This is a genomic window from Sphingomonas sp. 2R-10, from assembly GCF_030062225.1.
In the GTDB taxonomy this organism is placed as follows: domain Bacteria; phylum Pseudomonadota; class Alphaproteobacteria; order Sphingomonadales; family Sphingomonadaceae; genus Sphingomonas.
The window spans coordinates 1-13,889 of the sequence record NZ_JASCXF010000020.1; the positions used below are offsets into that span (position 1 = coordinate 1).

Below are 13,889 nucleotides of genomic sequence, written 5' to 3' on the forward strand. Positions count from 1 at the left end.
CACCACCGCTGCGCGGCGGTCCCCCTCCCCGTGCCGGGGAGGATTTCTTGGGACTAGCTTCCCCCCGCACCTTCGCTATAGCCTTGCGCCATGCCATCGATCGATCGCTACATGGCCCGGCTGATCGCGGTGCCGCTCTTCTCGACGCTGCTGATCTCGGCGATGCTGCTCGTCCTCGACCGGATGCTGCGGCTGTTCGATTTCGTCGCCGCGGAGGGCGGGCCGGTCAGCGTCGTGTGGCGGATGCTCGCCAACCTGCTGCCCGAATATCTGGGGCTCGGCATCCCGATCGGGCTGATGCTCGGCATCCTGCTCGCCTTTCGCAAGCTTGCCACCTCGTCCGAGCTCGACGTGATGCTGGGCGTCGGCATGAGCTATTGGCGGCTGCTGCGCGTGCCGTTCCTGTACGCGACGGTGCTGGCGGCGGCGAACCTGGCGATCGTCGGCTTCGTCCAGCCGCTGGCACGCTACAATTACGAGGCGCTGCGCTTCGAACTGCGCACCGGCGCGCTCGGCGCATCGATCAAGGTGGGCGAGTTCACCAGGCTGGGCGAGCGCATGACGCTGCGGATCGAGGAAAGCCGCAACTCAGGATCCGACCTGCGCGGCATCTTCGTGCAGGCCAGCCGCCCCAATGGGCAGTGGCTCGGGGTGACTGCCGAGCGCGGCCAGTTCCTGCGCTCCCCCGATCCCGACACGATCATCTTCCGCCTGACCAACGGCACGCTGATCCATAACGCACCCGATTTCCGGGTTCCCCGGACGCTGACCTTCACCGCGCACGACCTGCCGATCGATCTGCCCAAGTTCGGCAGCTTCCGCCCGCGCGGCGGACGCGATCTCGAACAGACGCTGCCGCAGCTCGCCATCACCGGCCAGAACCCCAACGTCAGCGAGGAGGATCGCGACGGCGCGCGCGCGAACTTCCACTTCCGTCTGGCGGAGGTGGCGACGATGTTCCTGCTGCCGATGCTGGCGCTGGCGCTGGGCGTGCCGCCCAAGCGGTCGTCCTCGGCGCTGGGCGTGTTCCTTTCGATCGTCATCATCGTGACCTATCACAAGGTCAACGAATATGGCGAAGCGGTCGGCGGTCTGGGCCGGATCGACCCGATCATCGCATTGTGGGTGCCGTTCCTGCTGTTCGCCGCGCTGGTGCTGCGCCTGTACTGGGTGATCGCGCGCGTCCCCGGCGGGGAGCCGATCGGCGGCCTGGAACGCGGCGCCGCCAAGATCGGCAAGTTCATCGGCCGCTATCTGCCCGGCAAGCGCAAGGCGGCGGCGTGATGCGCAGCTTCTTTCCGTCCGCGACGGTCGCGATCTACATGGCACGGCTGTTCCTCGTGCGGACCTTCGCCATCCTGTTCGCGCTGGTGCTGGTGCTCCAGGCGCTCGACCTGCTCAGCGAGAGCGGCAAGATCCTCGCCCATCCCGGCAACGGACAGGCGGAGGTCCTGCGCTACGTCTCGCTGCGCACGCCGCAGATCATCGCGCGGTTTCTGCCCTTCTCGGTGCTGCTCGGCACCATCCTGACGCTGACCCAGCTGAACCAGAACAGCGAGATCATCAGCCTGAAGGCCGGCGGCCTGTCGGCGCATCAGGTGCTGGCGCCGCTGATCCTCGCCAGCTTCGGCGTCGCGGCGGTCTCGTTCGCGTTCAACGAACGCGTGGTGGCGCGCGCGACCGCGACGCTGACCGTGTGGGACAATGTCGACTATGGCCCGATGCCGGTCGACCGGGGCGAGCGGACCAATGTGTGGGTGCGCGACGGCGACAACCTGATCCAGGCCGCGCGGGTCGCGGGCCGCGGCGAGGCGACCCGGCTGCGCGGCATCACCGTCTACAGCCGCGAGGGCAGTTCGCTGCGCGCGCTCATCACCGCCAGCCGTGGCTGGCGCGAGAACGGGGCGTGGCGGATCGACAATGCCGAGCGCTTCACCGTCGCGACCGGCGTGCGCGAACGGTTGGGGTCGCTGCGGATCGCCGGCGGGGTACGGCCCGACCAGTTCACGCTCCAGAATGTCGATCCCGATGGCCTGTCGTTCCACCAGCTGTCGACCGCGATCGACGATCTGGTCGAGGCGGGGCGCCCTACCAAGGCGCTGGAGGGTGCGTTGTGGCACAAGCTGTCCGGGCCGCTGTCGGCGGTCCTCATGCCGCTGCTGGCGGCGGTCGCGGCGTTCGGCGTCGCGCGGTCGGGCAAATTGTTCGTGCGCGCGGTCATTGGCATGGCGCTGGGGTTCACCTATTTCGTGGCGGACAATTTCGCGCTCGCGATGGGCAACCTTGGGGCCTACCCGCCGTTCCTAGCGGCATGGGCACCGTTCCTGCTGTTCTTCCTGATCGGCGAGGCGGTGCTCATCCGGACCGAGGAATAGCCCCCTTGCCGTCCCACTTTGGCCGCAAAGCGCGGGCAATGCGGGCATCATGGGCGAATCGTCCGGTTAAGGGATTGGATTGAGGAAGTTAGGCCGATGAACGCGATCACCGGGAAGCAGGGCTTCTGGAAGAAGTCGCACCATCTCGACAAGATGACCTTCAGGCAGCTGGTCGTCGCGTATTTTCAGTATCCGGCGATCATCGCCTATATCGCGCTCGCCTTCGTCGCGATCGGGCTGTTCGCCTGGTCGCCGGCACCGCTGGTTCCGACGCTGGCGTCGATCGGCATCGCGGTCGTCGCCTATCCGCTGGTGTGGTACGCGCTCCACCGCTGGGTGCTGCATTCGAACTGGATGTTCAAGTTCTCGCCGCTGGCCGCGACGTGGAAGCGGATCCATTACGACCATCATCAGGACCCGAACCAACTCGAAGTGCTGTTCGGCGCGCTGCACACCACGCTGCCGGCGATTGCGATCGCGACCGCCCCGATCGGCTATGCGATCGGAGGGTTCGGCGGGGCGATGGCGGCGCTGGCGACCGGCCTGCTGACGACCTGTTTCTACGAATTCTGCCACTGCATCCAGCATCTGGCCTACAAGCCCAAGAACAAGCTGCTGGTCGAATGGAAGCGCAAGCACATGGCGCACCATTTCCATGACGAACATGGCAATTTCGGCATCACCAACTTCTTCTGGGACAAGGTGTTCGGTACCCATTACGAGCGGTCGGAACGGCCGGAGAAGAGCCCGACCGTCTTCAACCTCGGCTATACCGAGGAGGTGGCGAAGCAATATCCGAAGGTCGCCGAGCTGTCGGGCGGCGTTGCCAAGGGGCATCCCCGCTACCGCGACTGATCCGGGGCGGATCATCGGACGCCGGCGAACCGGCGCGGATGACCGATTTGTCATTTGAAGTTTGCCTCGGGGCGGCGCATTGCCGCCCCGTTGCTGTTTTGGGGGAGAGCCATGTCGATCACCGTCCGTCCGGTCGTAACCGCTGCCGATCGCAAGGCGTTCATCGCGCTCCCCTATCGCCTCTACGCCAACGACCCGCACTGGGTGCCGCCGCTCAAGACCGAGGTCGCCGGACAGATCGATCCGAAGAAGAACGGCTGGTTCAGCCATGCCGAGGCGCAACTCTATATCGCCGAGCGCGCGGGCAAGGTCGTCGGGCGGGTATCGGCGCATCTCGACACGCTGGCGCTGACCATGCCGAGCGACAAGGGCTTCGGCCCCGGCGTCGGCTTCTGGGGCATGTTCGAGGCGGAGGACGAGGCGACCGCCAACGCACTGATCGCGCAGGCCGAGCAGTGGCTGCGCGGCAAGGGCATGACGCGCGCGATCGGCCCGTGCGCGCTGTCGATCTGGGAGGAACCCGGCCTGCTGATTCAGGGGCATGACCACAGCCCGACGGTGCTGATGGGCCATCACCTGCCGCAATATCAGGGATGGATCGAAGGTGCCGGCTATGCCCCGGTCAAGCAGCTCGTCACCTACGACCTCGACATCACCACGGATTTTCCGCCGATCGTCCAGCGCATCGTCGCAGCGGGCGAAAAGAACGACCGCATCCGCATCCGCCGGGTGAACAAGGCCAAGTTCGCCGATGAGGCGGAGATCATCCTGCGCATCCTGAACGACGCATGGTCGGACAACTGGGGTTTCGTACCGCTGACCCAGCCCGAAGTCGACGATGTCGGCAAGAAGCTGAAGCCGCTGGTGTTCGAGGACCTGATCCGCATCGCCGAGCTGGACGGCGAGCCGGTCGCGTTCATGATTACCCTGCCCGACATGAACGAACCGCTCAAGCCGATGGGCGGATCGCTGCTGCCGTTCAACTGGCTGAAGCTGCTGCTGTGGCTGCGCGCGCCCAAGGCGCGGACGATGCGCGTGCCGCTTATGGGGGTGGTCAAGCGGTTGCAGGCGTCGCGGATGGCGAGCCAGCTGGCCTTCATGATGATCGAATATATCCGCCGCGACGCGGTGGCGAAGTTCGGTGCGTCGCGCGGCGAGATCGGCTGGGTGCTCGACGACAATCAGGGGATGAACGCGATCGCGACGACGATCGATAGCAGGATCAACCGCGTCTACCAGATGTACGAACGCACCTTGTGACGGCGCGTCGCCGGGCGGTCGGCCCGGCGGCAGCGGTCGACGCTCAGCGTCCGCCGAGTGCGACGACGGGGTCGAATCCGCGCGCCTGCCACGCTTCGCGCGTCCGGCAGATCCGGCGGCGATCGATCGCCCCTTCGCGACGGTCGCGAATGCAGTAGCGCATGACCTTGACGGGCGGTGTGGTCGCCCCCGCGGGTGGTGCGGGCGTCTGGCTGGTTGCGGCGAACAATGCGGCGAGCAGCGTTGCGATGGTCATCGGAATGTCCTCCCTGCTGCCCGATCAGCGACCGGCGAGCGCCGCGTCGAGATCGACGCCCATCGCTTCCCAGTTCGCGCGCGTATTGCACAGGGTCCGGCGAATATGGCTCCCGGTGACGGCTTCGGCGCGGAAGCAGTAGCGGGCGTTGCGCGCGCCCTTGTACGCCAGGGCGTCCTTGCCGGCGCGAACCGTGACGGTGCCACCACCGACGGTGGTGGCCGCCGTCGTGGCGGCAGTCGTGGTCGCGGCAGGCGCGGCGTCGGGTTCGGCGGCGAAGGCCGACGTGGTGGCAACGAGGCCGAGGACGATCGACGTGGCGAAGCGAATGGCGGTCATGATGCTGTCTCCCTGTGCATTCCGGCGTGTTGCCGGAGTTGCATCAGTCTTTGCAGTGACTGTGCCAGTTTTCAAAAACAGCCAATTACAGGTACTTAGCTTTTGACTACAAATGTAAATGTGATGAACACCGCCAACTGGCAGTAGCATACGCCAAATATTGGCAATCAGAAGCGGTGCGACAAACCGCTATAGACCCGGAGGGCGGGCGTATCGTGGTCGAGCCCCGCGACACCGCCCGCATCTACGAAGAAATCGTCGGACAACTGCCACGCGACCGCCAGCGCCGCGCGGTGTTCGGTCGCCATGTCGTCGTGCGCCCATTGCCCCTCGACCGTGACCTGACATTTGTCGCTGACGACGATGCCCAGCCCCAGCGTGGCGGTAGCGACGGCCATGTTCCCACCGCGATCCTCACGCGGCATCGTCGCGATCTCCGGCGAGAATTGCAGGTTCAGCCTGTCGGTCAGGTCATAGCTGACCGGCGCGATCAGGCTGGCGCCCCACCCGCCCGAACCGACCGGCGACCGGCCCGTCGGCACGGTGACCGACGGTTGCAGGCCGTAGGACAGCCCCTTGCCATCCGGGTTGCGCAGCGCGATGCGGCTGCCGATTTCGAGATCGCCCGTCCGTGCGGTCCGGCCACCGGTCGCGCGATCGCGCACGACGCCCACCGGCGCCCAGTCGGCCTGCAATTCGATCCGGTCGGTCAGGCCCAGCCGGACCAGCGTATCGCCGAACAGGACGGTGTCGGCATCGCCGTCGCGCTCCCAGTCGGACAGGGCGGTCTCGATCGCCACGCGCCCGGCATCGATCGTGCAGGCCGACTGGCCGAGACTGGGCCGGGTCGAACAATAATCGCGCGCCGATGCAGAGGTCGGCAGCAGGACGGCCATGCCCCACAGGGCGACGCCCGCGCGCTTCAACGCAGTCGGACCCAGGTCGGCGCGTGGTCGCTCGCCTTCTCGCGTCCGCGATAGCCCTTGTCGACGCCGGCATCGACCAGCCGGTCGGCAGCGATCGGGCTGAGCAGCAGATGGTCGATACGGAACCCGGCGTCACGCTGCCACGCCCCCGCCTGATAGTCCCAGAAGGTCCACACTCCGCCCTTCGGAAAGCGGGTGCGCAACGCATCGGTCCAGCCCTGCGAGACTAGGCCGCGATAGCCGGCGCGCGATTCGGGCTGCATCAGCGCGTCGTCCTGCATCGCACGGACCGAGAACACATCGTCGTCATTCGGAATGACGTTGTAATCGCCCGCCAGCACCACGGCGCGTTCCTCGGCGAGCAGCAACGCCGCCCGCGCCCGCAGCCGGTCGATCCAGCGCAGCTTGTAGTCGAATTTCGGTCCCGGCTGCGGGTTGCCGTTCGGCAGGTAGATCGACGCGACCACCAGCCCGCCGACATCCGCCTCCAGATAGCGGCTGTGTTCGTCCTCGGGCTCGCCGGCGAGGCCGCGCAACCGCTCTACCGGATCAGCTCCGCGCGCCAGCACCGCGACGCCGTTGAACCCCTTTTGCCCATGCCACAATGCGCCATAGCCCGCCGCGCGGATATCCGCCTCGGGAAAGGTTTCGTCGCTGGATTTCAGCTCCTGCAGACAGACGATGTCGGGCTGTTCCTCGGTCAGATACTCGATCAGCCGGGGCAGTCGCGCCTTGATGCCGTTGACGTTGTAGGTGACGATCCGCACGTCAGACCGCGAAGCTGGTGCCGCAGCCACAGCCCGACGCCGCCTGCGGGTTGGTCACGCGGAACGCCGCGCCACCCAGCGATTCGACGAAATCGACCTCGCTGCCGCGGACCAGATCGAGGCTGACGGTATCGACGACCAGCTTCACGCCGTCGGTTTCGGCGACGCTGTCATCGGCATCGATGCTGTCGGCCAGGCCGAAGCGATACTGGAACCCCGAACACCCGCCGCCCTCGACCGACAGGCGCAGGATCGCGGGCTTTTCCTGCTTCGCGGCAATCGCCGCCACGCGCGCCGCGGCGGCAGCGGACAGGGTCACGTCGGTCACGGTCATATCCATGCCGTGCAGATAAGCGCATGGCGCCCGGACGGCAACCGGCGCAGGCGGTACGGCGCTTTATTCGGCGACGACAGGACCACCCATCGCCAGCCGCTGCCGCTGCGCCCGGTCGGCCGCCATCGCCAGCTGCCCGGCCTGCAGATACGGCGCCGGATTGACCGCCGAACCGTCGATGCGGACTTCGTAATGCAGGTGGCTGCCGGTCGAACGGCCGGTCGAACCCATCAGCCCGATCAGCTGCCCGCGCTTCACCCGCTCGTGATCGCGCACGATGATCTTCGAAAGATGGCCATAGCGGGTCGCGATGCCCTTGCCATGATTGACCTCGATCAGGTTGCCATAGCCGCCGGCGCGTTCGGCGCGGGCGATGACGCCATCGGCGGTGGCATAGACCGGGGTGCCGATCGGACCGGGGATGTCGACGCCGGCGTGCATCGCGGCGGTGCCGCGGAACGGGTCGGAACGGACCCCGAAATTACTGGTGAACGACAGGCTGGCGACCGGCTGATAGGACGGGATCGAGATCGCGGCACGCTCGATCGTGTCGAGCTTCTTCCAGCTTAGGAACAGCGCGCGGAACTGGGCATCGGCCTGCGCATCGGCGGTCGCCGACGCGGCGGTGGCGGCAGCGGCGGTCGCGGCGTCGACCGGCTCGTACGGACCGCCCATCGCCGGCATCACGCGACGCGGGTTCAGCCCCAGCCTGCGCAGCGTCCGCGCGGTATCGGCATAGCGGGCATCGGCCATCGCCTTTGCCTGCACCGCCATCGCCGCCTGCTGCCGGGCGACCCGGTCGAACGGGCGGGTGACGAGGCTGGCTTCGCTGGCAGGCTGCTGGTGAAGCGCGGCGAGGGCGAGGCCGTCGACATCGTCACCACCGGTCAGCACCGCGGCCAGTGCCGCCTGTCGCTTGTCGAGCCGGGCGGCGTGCGCGCGGGCGTCGGCGTGGAGGCGGGCGACATCGGCGCGCATCGCATCGACCTGCTGCTGCATCGACGCGACCTTGTCGTCCGATGCGACCGCGGTACCGATCGCCACCTGCCCCATGCCATAGGCCGAGAAGGCGACGGTAATCGCCGCCAGCCCGGCGGCCGCGGCCTGGTTCCGGCCGGAGATGCTGTGGCGGCGAAGCTGCTTGCCGTCGTGCAGGATGAAATGGCGGGTCCGGAAGATCGAACGGAACCCCGCGAACGGAGCGACGTTATTTTTCAATACGGAAGTAATCGACATTCTGTCCCGCTATCCGAGCGTTATGCCCGCATCGGCATGCCGACACGAACGATGAACCCTGCTGTCTCGACGGTTGCCCCACCGCGTATCGACCGGTGTAGGACTTGCCGGATGCGGGCCGCCCCGCGCAAGCGCGGCGACAGCGCGTCGCGCCGAACCGTCGCGCCGGTACGGCGAGTCGTTTAACCTTGTTTGGCCGGTGCCGCTTTGTTCCGTCGTCGCGCGTCGAACGGTCGTTGCAAACGATTCGACCGGATCATGCCGACACGGCGTCCAGCACGTCCTGCGCATGGCCCGCGACCTTCACCTTGCGCCATTGGCGGGCGAGCGTTCCGGCCGCGTCGAACAGGAACGTCGCCCGCTCGATCCCCAGATACGTCCGGCCGTACATCTGCTTTTCGCCCCATACGCCGAACGCCTCGCACACCGACCCGTCGGCATCGCCGGCGAGCGTGACGGTCAGCCCGTGTTTTTCGGCGAAGCGCGACAATTTGGCCGACGTGTCGCGCGACACACCGATCACCGTCGCGTTCCGCGCGGCGAACCCTTCGGCCAGCGCCGAAAAGTCCTGCGCCTCGCGCGTGCAGCCGGTCGTGTCCGCCTTGGGGTAGAAATACAGGACGAGCGGTGCCCCGATCTGGTCGCGCAACGCGATATCGGTCCCGTCGGCCCGGGTCAGCCGGCCATCGGGTAGCGTGTCACCAGTTTCCATCGTCGCCCTCCTGTCGCGCCATCGCGGTCCATGCCGCGGCGACGATCTGCCGCGTCGCCTCCAGCGTGGCAAGCGCCGTCGGCCAGTCGCGGCTGCCCAGCGCCGCCGCCAGGATCGGCTGGGTCGCTGCCGACGGCACCTGTCCGTCCGGCGCGACCAGCCGCATCGCCACGATCAGGCGGGTCAGGAAATCATGCGCCGGTCGCAGCGGCGCGGGCAGCAGGCCGTCGGCGACCAGCAGGTCGATCGCCTCGCCCAGCTGCGGCACCAGCCCCCGTCCGGTGCGCAGCTGCGTGACGTGGACCGTAAATTCGAGGTCGACCAGCCCGCCGGGTGCGAGCTTGGCGTCGAGCGGTCCCGAGGGCGGCTTGTGCCGCGCCATGTCGACCCGCATCGCCGCAGCCTCGGCCGCGATGTCGCGCGCCGGCCGGTCGCCGCGCAACACGCGCGCGATGATCGCCGCCGCCTCCGCCTGCCCCGCCGCCGAGCCGACGATCGGTCGTGCCCGGGCCAGCGCCATATGCTCCCACGTCCACGCATCCTCGCGCTGATAGCGGTCGAAGCCGGCCAGCGACACGACCAGCGGCCCCTGCGCACCCGATGGCCGCAGCCGCGTATCGACCTCGTACAGCGGCCCCGACGCGGTCTGGACCGACAGCGCCGCCGTCAGCCGCTGCGCCAGCCGGTTGTAATAAAGGACCGCCCCCAACGGCTTCGCGCCATCGGATTCGGCGGCGAAATCGCCGGTGAAGCAGTAGATCAGGTCGAGGTCGGAGGCATGGGTCAACGCCCCGCCCCCCAGCCGCCCCAGCGCCAGCACGATCAGCTCGCTGCCCGGCACCCGCCCGTGCCGCTCGGCGAACGCATCGATCGTCGCGGCCGACAGCACCCGCACCGCCGCCTCCGCCACCCGTGCATAGCCCGCCGCCACCGCCAGCGGGTCGCCCGTCCCCGCCACCACCTGCACGCCCAGCATGAAGCGCTTTTCGTTCACCACGTCGCGGACATGGTCGAGCAGCCGTTCATAGCCTTCGCCGCCGCGCGCGCCCATCTCCGCCGCCAGCGCATCGACCGACCCGACCGGTTCGAGCGCGCGTGCGTCGATCAGCGCGTCGAGTAGCGTCGCCCGCCGCGCCAGCGCCTCGGCCAGCGTCGGCGCATGGCACAGGATCGTGCTGAACAACCGCGCCAGCGCCGGCTGCGCCTCCAGCAGGCGGAACAGGTTGATTGCGCTGGGCAGCCGCGCCAGCATCGCGTCGAGCCGCAGCAGCGCGGCATGGGGGTCGGCGGCGGTCGCCAGCCCCTCGATCAATCCCGGCAGGCTGTCCTCCAGCGCGGCGCGTGCCGCCGGACTGCGCAGCGCCGGATAGGCACCGCCGCGCCAGTCGGCGATCCGCCGTGCCCCCCGCTCGCCCGACGCGAAGCCGAGCGCGGTCAGCCGCTCGGCCAGCGATGGCGGATCGACCGGCAAGCGCGGTGTCGCGGCACCGTCGAGCCGGTCATAGATCGCACCGACCGCCGCGACCTGCGGCGACAGCAGGTCGAGCAACGCCCGCCCGTCCGCGACCCCCTGCAACCGCGCGACGCGATCGAGCGCATCGGCGTGTTCGGGCAGGCTGTGCGTCTGGCGGTCGTCGACCATCTGCAACCGGTGCTCGATCGTGCGGAACAGCGTGTAGGCCCCGTCCATCGCGACCGCTTCGTCGTGCGCGATCCGGCCACCTGCCGCCAGCGCCGCCAGCGCGTCGCGGGTCGCCGGCGCCCGCAGCGCCGGATCGCGCCCGCCGTGCACCAGCTGATGGACCTGCGCGAAGAACTCCACCTCGCGAATGCCGCCGCGCCCGCGCTTCAGGTCGTATCCCGGTCCGAACGCCTGCCCCTGCGCATAATGGTCGCGGATGCGCCGCGTGATCTCGCGGATTTCGCCGATCGCGCCATAGTCCAGCGCGCGGCGCCACACGAACGGGCGGATCGCGTCGAGGAACCGCTCGCCGAGCGCCACGTCGCCCGCCACCGCGCGCGACCGGATGAAGGCGGCACGCTCCCATGGCAGCGCGGCGGATTCGTAATAGGAAACCGCCGCATCGACCGGCAACGCGATCGGCGTCGCTTCGGGCGATGGCCGCAGCCGCAGGTCGACGCGCAGGACATAGCCGTCGCCGTCGCGCGCCTGCAACAACTCGACCGCGCGCTTCGCGATCCGCACCGCCGCCTCGGACGGATCGTCGCGCTCGCGCCGCGGCAGGACGGCGGGATCGTACAGCAGGATCGGATCGATGTCGGACGAATAGTTGAGCTCGTGGCTCCCCTGTTTGCCCAGCGCGATCGCCGCGAAGCCGACCGGGTCGGCGCCGGGGGTACGCTCCGCGATCGCCTGCACGATCGCGCGATGCAGCGCGCGGTCGGCGAAGTCGCTGAGCGTCCGGGTCACCTTCGTCAGGTCATATGCCCCCGACAAGTCGCCGAGGGCGACCAGAAGCGCGATGCGCCGCCGCTCGATTCGCAACGCCCGGGCGAGCGGCAGGTCGGGCGTGGACGCGACCGCCGACAGGATATCGCCGTCGAACCCGGCGACGCGGTCCAGAAACTCGCTTTCGCGATCGATCAGCGTCGACAGGAACGGCGATCCGGCGCGCACCCGCGCCAGCACATCCGGTGAAAGCTGCATCATATCCTCGCTACCAGACGCGACCAGTAACGGTAACTATCGGGTAAACGGGTGAAACGAAACGACGATGCGGCCGTTGGAGACACATGGCACCGCATGTTCCCTCGTCCGGCAAACGGCCCTTTTCAGGCCAGGTCGTCCGGTCCCCCAGCGCCGGCGACGGCGTGGGCCGGGCGTTGCGCGACGTCTATGGCAAGGACAAGCGCCTGCCGGGGATATGGGATCAGTATCTGCAACGGCTGGACGACTGGTCCGGCGAGTGACGATCCTCAGCGCTCGCGGCTGAGGTCGTCCACTTCGCCCATGATCGTATCGAGTACGGTCTGGCCGTTATTGTCCGGCTGTTCGGCGCGCGACGGCAATTTGCCCTCGGTCATCAACGCTTCCAGCGCGACGCGGCCACGCGCCACGCGGCTCTTGATCGTGCCGACCGCGACGTTGCAGATTTCGGCGGCTTCCTCATAGGCGAAGCCACCCGCGCCGACGAGGATCAGCGCCTCGCGTTGCGGCTGCGGCAGATGCAACAGCGCGCGCTGCATGTCCGCCAGCTCGACATGGCGGTCCTGGCTCGCCGGGGCCGCAAGGATGCGGTCCGCGACCAGATCGTCCCACTCGCCCTTGAAGCGCGCACGACGCATTTGCGACAGATACAGGTTGCGCAGGATGATGAAGGTCCATGCGCGCATGTTGGTGCCCGCCTGGAACCGCTGCCGCGCGGCCCATGCCTTCAGCAGCGTTTCCTGCACCAGGTCGTCGGCGAGATCGCGGCTGCCCGACAGCGACCTGCCGAACGCGCGCAGATGCGGGATGACCTGTGCCAGTTGCTTCTTGAATTCGGGGTCCGGCAACGCGACGTGCTCCCGCACCTCGCCCGCCGCGTCCTCGCTGATATCGGATTCAGTCATTCTTATCCGTTCGATACGCAGTCGGCCCATGAGGGGCGGCCCCGAACATAGGGTCGCCGAACGCCGATTGCCAGCACCTCCCGGCGGTCCGTGCCGGACGGTCGCGTCGGGGGTTTCAGGTCAGCAGGATGTACGCCATCACGCCGATCGCGGCGACGAGCGACACGATCAGGATGTAGCGGGTAACGCCGGGGGTTGCGCCAGCGCGTGCTTCCGTCGCGGTGACATGAATGCGGTCTTGATCGTCTGCCATCGCCTATCAACCCCCGAAGTTCGTTTTGGGTCCGTACCGTTATTCGGCAGCTTCCGGCACCGTGGCTTCGTCGAAGAACAGCGCCTGGCTGATCGCCGCCTTGACGGTCGAACGCTGGAACGGCTTGGTAATCAGGAACGTCGGTTCGGGACGCTCGCCGGTCAGCAGCCGCTCGGGGAAGGCGGTGATGAAGATGACCGGCACGTTGAACTCGGACAGGATGTCCTTGACCGCATCGATGCCCGAGCTGTCGTCAGCAAGCTGGATGTCGGCGAGCACGAGGCCCGGACGATCCTGCATCGCCAGCGCGACCGCCTCGTCGCGGGTCACGGCGACGCCGGTCACTTCGTGGCCCAGATCGCGGACGATCTGTTCGAGGTCCATCGCGATCAGCGGCTCGTCCTCGATAATCATCACGCGCGAGCGGGTCTGCTGCTCGATCTCGCGCAGCGCCTCGGCGACCAGATCCTCGACCTCGTCCGGGCTCGCCTCGATCAGATAGGCGGCATCCTCGGTCGTGAAGCCTTCCATCGCGGTCAGCAGCAATGCCTGACGCGACAGCGGCGCGATGCGCGAGAGGCGCGCCTGTGCGATCGCCTCGTTCTCGTCGCCCGATGCGCTGGCGGCACCGAACGCTTCGGGCTGTGACGACGCCCAGATCGCCTGGAAGGTGCGGTACAGGCCGAGGCGCGGATCGACGTCGCGCGGGAATTCCTCCGGTGCCGCGACGATCGCTTCCAGCGTCGCGCGGACATACTGGTCGCCCTCGGTCTGGCTGCCGGTGAGCGCCCGGGCATAGCGCCGGAGGAAGGGAAGATGCGGCGCAAGCTGCTGTCCGAGCGACATGGTCAGATAAGTCTCCTTCGGCGCGGCGCCGGTCGACCCGTCACCGCAAACTTCAACATCAACGATACGTGCACGGAGAAACGCCTCCCCCGAGTTCGCGTCGGATCATGGAACCAACGAGCGCGTCTTTAGTTTCATGTGCGCCCGGCGTGCTGAC

The 13,889-nt window shown here is 67.9% G+C and carries 16 protein-coding genes; 5 read left to right on the top strand and 11 right to left on the bottom strand.

The window, feature by feature from the left end; genetic code table 11:
* The first annotated feature begins 90 nt into the window (after positions 1-90).
* The 4 genes from lptF to QLH51_RS10635 all read left to right on the top strand — a co-directional run bounded on the left by lptF (position 91) and on the right by QLH51_RS10635 (position 4,490).
* On the top strand, positions 91-1,284 hold the full coding sequence (lptF, locus tag QLH51_RS10620; protein ID WP_206429081.1) for an LPS export ABC transporter permease LptF: 1,194 nt from the start codon (positions 91-93) through the stop codon (positions 1,282-1,284).
* Complete coding sequence (gene lptG / locus QLH51_RS10625) at positions 1,284-2,375, top strand: LPS export ABC transporter permease LptG (protein ID WP_125658844.1); 1,092 nt, start codon at positions 1,284-1,286, stop codon at positions 2,373-2,375. Before lptF ends, lptG begins: the two co-directional genes overlap by 1 nt.
* Positions 2,376-2,471: 96 nt before the next feature.
* A complete protein-coding gene (locus tag QLH51_RS10630; protein ID WP_125658841.1) occupies positions 2,472-3,230 on the top strand; it encodes a sterol desaturase family protein in 759 nt (252 codons plus the stop codon).
* Between the two features lie 111 nt (positions 3,231-3,341).
* A complete protein-coding gene (locus QLH51_RS10635; RefSeq protein ID WP_125658838.1) occupies positions 3,342-4,490 on the top strand; it encodes an N-acetyltransferase in 1,149 nt (382 codons plus the stop codon).
* Between the two features lie 43 nt (positions 4,491-4,533).
* Here the strand turns inward: QLH51_RS10635 and QLH51_RS10640 are convergent, their stop codons facing one another.
* The 8 genes from QLH51_RS10640 to QLH51_RS10675 form a co-directional block, all read right to left on the bottom strand.
* Positions 4,534-4,746, bottom strand: coding sequence for a hypothetical protein (locus QLH51_RS10640; RefSeq protein WP_125658835.1), 213 nt, complete (start codon positions 4,744-4,746; stop codon positions 4,534-4,536).
* 24 nt (positions 4,747-4,770) lie between these two features.
* Positions 4,771-5,085 (bottom strand): hypothetical protein, encoded by a 315-nt coding sequence (locus QLH51_RS10645; RefSeq protein ID WP_125658832.1) that lies wholly within the window; start codon positions 5,083-5,085, stop codon positions 4,771-4,773.
* Between the two features lie 167 nt (positions 5,086-5,252).
* Positions 5,253-6,011, bottom strand: coding sequence for a transporter (locus QLH51_RS10650; protein ID WP_125658829.1), 759 nt, complete (start codon positions 6,009-6,011; stop codon positions 5,253-5,255).
* The gene (xth, locus tag QLH51_RS10655) at positions 6,008-6,778 is read right to left on the bottom strand and encodes an exodeoxyribonuclease III (RefSeq protein WP_125658826.1); all 771 of its coding nucleotides are present in this window, start codon (positions 6,776-6,778) and stop codon (positions 6,008-6,010) included. The genes QLH51_RS10650 and xth overlap by 4 nt, the downstream gene beginning before the upstream one ends.
* Position 6,779: 1 nt before the next feature.
* Complete coding sequence (locus QLH51_RS10660; protein ID WP_206429080.1) at positions 6,780-7,118, bottom strand: HesB/IscA family protein; 339 nt, start codon at positions 7,116-7,118, stop codon at positions 6,780-6,782.
* 57 nt (positions 7,119-7,175) lie between these two features.
* On the bottom strand, positions 7,176-8,348 hold the full coding sequence (locus tag QLH51_RS10665) for a M23 family metallopeptidase (RefSeq protein ID WP_125658820.1): 1,173 nt from the start codon (positions 8,346-8,348) through the stop codon (positions 7,176-7,178).
* Between the two features lie 256 nt (positions 8,349-8,604).
* Positions 8,605-9,060 (bottom strand): peroxiredoxin, encoded by a 456-nt coding sequence (locus QLH51_RS10670; protein ID WP_125658817.1) that lies wholly within the window; start codon positions 9,058-9,060, stop codon positions 8,605-8,607.
* On the bottom strand, positions 9,047-11,728 hold the full coding sequence (locus QLH51_RS10675) for a bifunctional [glutamine synthetase] adenylyltransferase/[glutamine synthetase]-adenylyl-L-tyrosine phosphorylase (protein WP_206429079.1): 2,682 nt from the start codon (positions 11,726-11,728) through the stop codon (positions 9,047-9,049). The genes QLH51_RS10670 and QLH51_RS10675 overlap by 14 nt, the downstream gene beginning before the upstream one ends.
* An 86-nt stretch (positions 11,729-11,814) precedes the next feature.
* On the opposite strand from QLH51_RS10675, the gene QLH51_RS10680 reads away from it, so the two are divergent.
* Positions 11,815-11,991, top strand: coding sequence for a hypothetical protein (locus QLH51_RS10680; RefSeq protein ID WP_164516169.1), 177 nt, complete (start codon positions 11,815-11,817; stop codon positions 11,989-11,991).
* Positions 11,992-11,997: 6 nt separating this feature from the next.
* Here QLH51_RS10680 and QLH51_RS10685 read toward each other — a convergent pair whose 3' ends face one another.
* The 3 genes from QLH51_RS10685 to QLH51_RS10695 all read right to left on the bottom strand — a co-directional run bounded on the left by QLH51_RS10685 (position 11,998) and on the right by QLH51_RS10695 (position 13,732).
* Positions 11,998-12,633, bottom strand: a complete 636-nt coding sequence (locus QLH51_RS10685) for a sigma-70 family RNA polymerase sigma factor (RefSeq protein WP_125658812.1) — start codon at positions 12,631-12,633, stop codon at positions 11,998-12,000.
* A gap of 115 nt (positions 12,634-12,748) precedes the next feature.
* A complete protein-coding gene (locus QLH51_RS10690; RefSeq protein ID WP_164516168.1) occupies positions 12,749-12,886 on the bottom strand; it encodes a hypothetical protein in 138 nt (45 codons plus the stop codon).
* A 39-nt stretch (positions 12,887-12,925) separates the two neighbouring features.
* Positions 12,926-13,732: a response regulator gene (locus QLH51_RS10695; RefSeq protein ID WP_125658809.1), complete on the bottom strand. Its 807-nt coding sequence runs from the start codon at positions 13,730-13,732 to the stop codon at positions 12,926-12,928.
* Positions 13,733-13,889 lie beyond the last annotated feature (157 nt).

What these genes read in the sequence shown, in the direction of transcription:
- QLH51_RS10630 (WP_125658841.1), top strand. Translation starts at nt 2,472, where the DNA reads ATGAACGCGATCACCGGGAAGCAGGGCTTCTGGAAGAAGTCGCACCAT.
- lptG (WP_125658844.1), top strand. Translation starts at nt 1,284, where the DNA reads ATGCGCAGCTTCTTTCCGTCCGCGACGGTCGCGATCTACATGGCACGG.
- QLH51_RS10635 (WP_125658838.1), top strand. Translation starts at nt 3,342, where the DNA reads ATGTCGATCACCGTCCGTCCGGTCGTAACCGCTGCCGATCGCAAGGCG.
- QLH51_RS10695 (WP_125658809.1), bottom strand. Translation starts at nt 13,732, where the DNA reads ATGTCGCTCGGACAGCAGCTTGCGCCGCATCTTCCCTTCCTCCGGCGC.
- lptF (WP_206429081.1), top strand. Translation starts at nt 91, where the DNA reads ATGCCATCGATCGATCGCTACATGGCCCGGCTGATCGCGGTGCCGCTC.
- QLH51_RS10680 (WP_164516169.1), top strand. Translation starts at nt 11,815, where the DNA reads ATGGCACCGCATGTTCCCTCGTCCGGCAAACGGCCCTTTTCAGGCCAG.
- QLH51_RS10690 (WP_164516168.1), bottom strand. Translation starts at nt 12,886, where the DNA reads ATGGCAGACGATCAAGACCGCATTCATGTCACCGCGACGGAAGCACGC.
- QLH51_RS10665 (WP_125658820.1), bottom strand. Translation starts at nt 8,348, where the DNA reads ATGTCGATTACTTCCGTATTGAAAAATAACGTCGCTCCGTTCGCGGGG.
- QLH51_RS10660 (WP_206429080.1), bottom strand. Translation starts at nt 7,118, where the DNA reads ATGGATATGACCGTGACCGACGTGACCCTGTCCGCTGCCGCCGCGGCG.
- QLH51_RS10645 (WP_125658832.1), bottom strand. Translation starts at nt 5,085, where the DNA reads ATGACCGCCATTCGCTTCGCCACGTCGATCGTCCTCGGCCTCGTTGCC.
- QLH51_RS10685 (WP_125658812.1), bottom strand. Translation starts at nt 12,633, where the DNA reads ATGACTGAATCCGATATCAGCGAGGACGCGGCGGGCGAGGTGCGGGAG.
- QLH51_RS10675 (WP_206429079.1), bottom strand. Translation starts at nt 11,728, where the DNA reads ATGCAGCTTTCACCGGATGTGCTGGCGCGGGTGCGCGCCGGATCGCCG.
- QLH51_RS10640 (WP_125658835.1), bottom strand. Translation starts at nt 4,746, where the DNA reads ATGACCATCGCAACGCTGCTCGCCGCATTGTTCGCCGCAACCAGCCAG.
- QLH51_RS10670 (WP_125658817.1), bottom strand. Translation starts at nt 9,060, where the DNA reads ATGGAAACTGGTGACACGCTACCCGATGGCCGGCTGACCCGGGCCGAC.